Raw genomic sequence first — 1,627 nt, 5'->3', positions numbered from 1 at the left:
AGGGGTGTCGAAAGAGTCAACTGCGGTCCAAAGCTGTTGGACTTGGGTGAAAAGGGCGTTTATTCTTCCTATACGTTGTCGGCAGCGGGCCAAAAAGGAATACGTCCATGCCCATCGAGGTGAAACCGGCTGTGAGCGCGGGTTCAAGCATATAGCCCGACAGGCGCGTATCCTTGCCGATCACGACACGATGGCGGTGGTCACCGCGACGAAAGACACGGCCAGCCGCCATGCCGACGCGCAAGGCGGTTTCCGCCGTCATCGCGCCTTCGTTGGCTTTGCCACGAATACCGTCTGTGCCGAAATATTTGCGCACCATAAGGTCGATTATCCTGTCGTCGGGTCGCCCTCAAAGGGGACATGCCTGCTGAACCGCGAATATAGAGAAATATCCCGAATGTGCAGTTAACGAATTCTTGCGGTTTCTTTCAGCGCCGCCAATACCGCCAGCCCGTCGCGCAAGGGGCGCGGCTCGTGTGTGCGGATGAAGTCAGCTCCACCTGCGGCGGCGGCAAGCTCTGCAGCGAGTGTCGCGGCCCCGACATCCCCCGGACCACGGCCTGTGAGCGCGCGCAGAAAGGATTTGCGCGAAACAGACAGAAGCACCGGCAAATCGAAGCGCAGCCGCAATTCATCGAACCGCGCCAGCACCGAGAGCGAGGTTTCGGGAGCAGCCCCCAGAAAAAACCCCATGCCGGGATCAAGGACAAGGCGGTTGCGTTTGATACCGGCACCCGTCAGCGCCGCGATGCGCGCGTCAAAGAACGCCGCAATGTGATCCATGATGTCGCCAGCGGGTGCCTCGCGCCGATCTGCCTGCCCGTCTTGCACCGAATGCATAACGACGAGTTTGGCAGATGATTTCGCCAATTGCGGATAGAACGCAGCGTCTGGAAAACCGCGAATATCATTGAGATAGGCCACACCACGCGACAAGGCATAGGCTTGCGTCGCGGGTTGATAACTGTCGAGCGAGACGGGAATGCCATCTGCCTTGAGCGCGTCCAGCACCGGCGCGATACGCGCGATTTCTGTGTCGGACGAAACAGGCGCGGCGTCGGGATTGCTGGATGCCGGACCGAGGTCGATCACATCTGCCCCCTCGGCCATCAGCTTACGCGCCTGCGCAATGGCTGCGTCTGGCGCCAGATACCGGCCTCCATCGGAGAAACTGTCCGAGGTTATGTTGACGATGCCGAAAATGATGAGCGATTTATTCATGGGGGCTTCTATAATAATAATAATCGAGCATGAGTCTCATACGGATGCTCGGGTCGAAAGGGAATCCCCAGGCGAGTAACCTGTTTGCGGTGATCCATTAGCTGCAGGAGCAGAATAGCATACATCTGGAAGCAAAGCCAGGAAAGCGGCCTATGGAGCTGTGCGGCAGCGCTCAGTAGGCAATTTTTCAAAATATTGTTAAGCCTTTTCTGAGCATGGTATTTTTCATGGTATTACCAATTAGCAGGAAAATAAGCCATTGAATATAAAAGATAAAAATGTCTTGTTTACAATAGAGTGGGATACAGACACGCTTGATATGTTTGGAGATGGGGTTCTAGGGATTTTCCCCTCTAAAAAGACTTAATCCTCTGTAGACCACACCAATAAATGGCTGCGGAGGTGG

1 protein-coding gene and 1 pseudogene are annotated in these 1,627 nt (G+C 55.4%); both read right to left on the bottom strand.

Translation table 11 applies throughout. From position 1 onward, the window contains the following. Nucleotides 1-76: 76 nt before the first annotated feature. A pseudogene (gene glmM / locus CLC91_RS14835) lies at nucleotides 77-319 on the bottom strand (phosphoglucosamine mutase); the annotation flags it as partial. Nucleotides 320-405: 86 nt separating this feature from the next. Continuing rightward, a complete protein-coding gene (sul2, locus tag CLC91_RS14830) occupies nucleotides 406-1,221 on the bottom strand; it encodes a sulfonamide-resistant dihydropteroate synthase Sul2 (protein WP_001043260.1) in 816 nt (271 codons plus the stop codon). Between the last annotated feature and the right edge of the window lie 406 nt (nucleotides 1,222-1,627).

Origin of the sequence: Paraferrimonas haliotis, assembly GCF_002282895.1 — a bacterium.
Taxonomy (GTDB): domain Bacteria; phylum Pseudomonadota; class Gammaproteobacteria; order Enterobacterales; family Shewanellaceae; genus Paraferrimonas; species Paraferrimonas haliotis.
The sequence above is the reverse complement of the archived record's forward strand: the minus strand, read 5'-3'. Positions and strand labels throughout refer to the sequence as shown.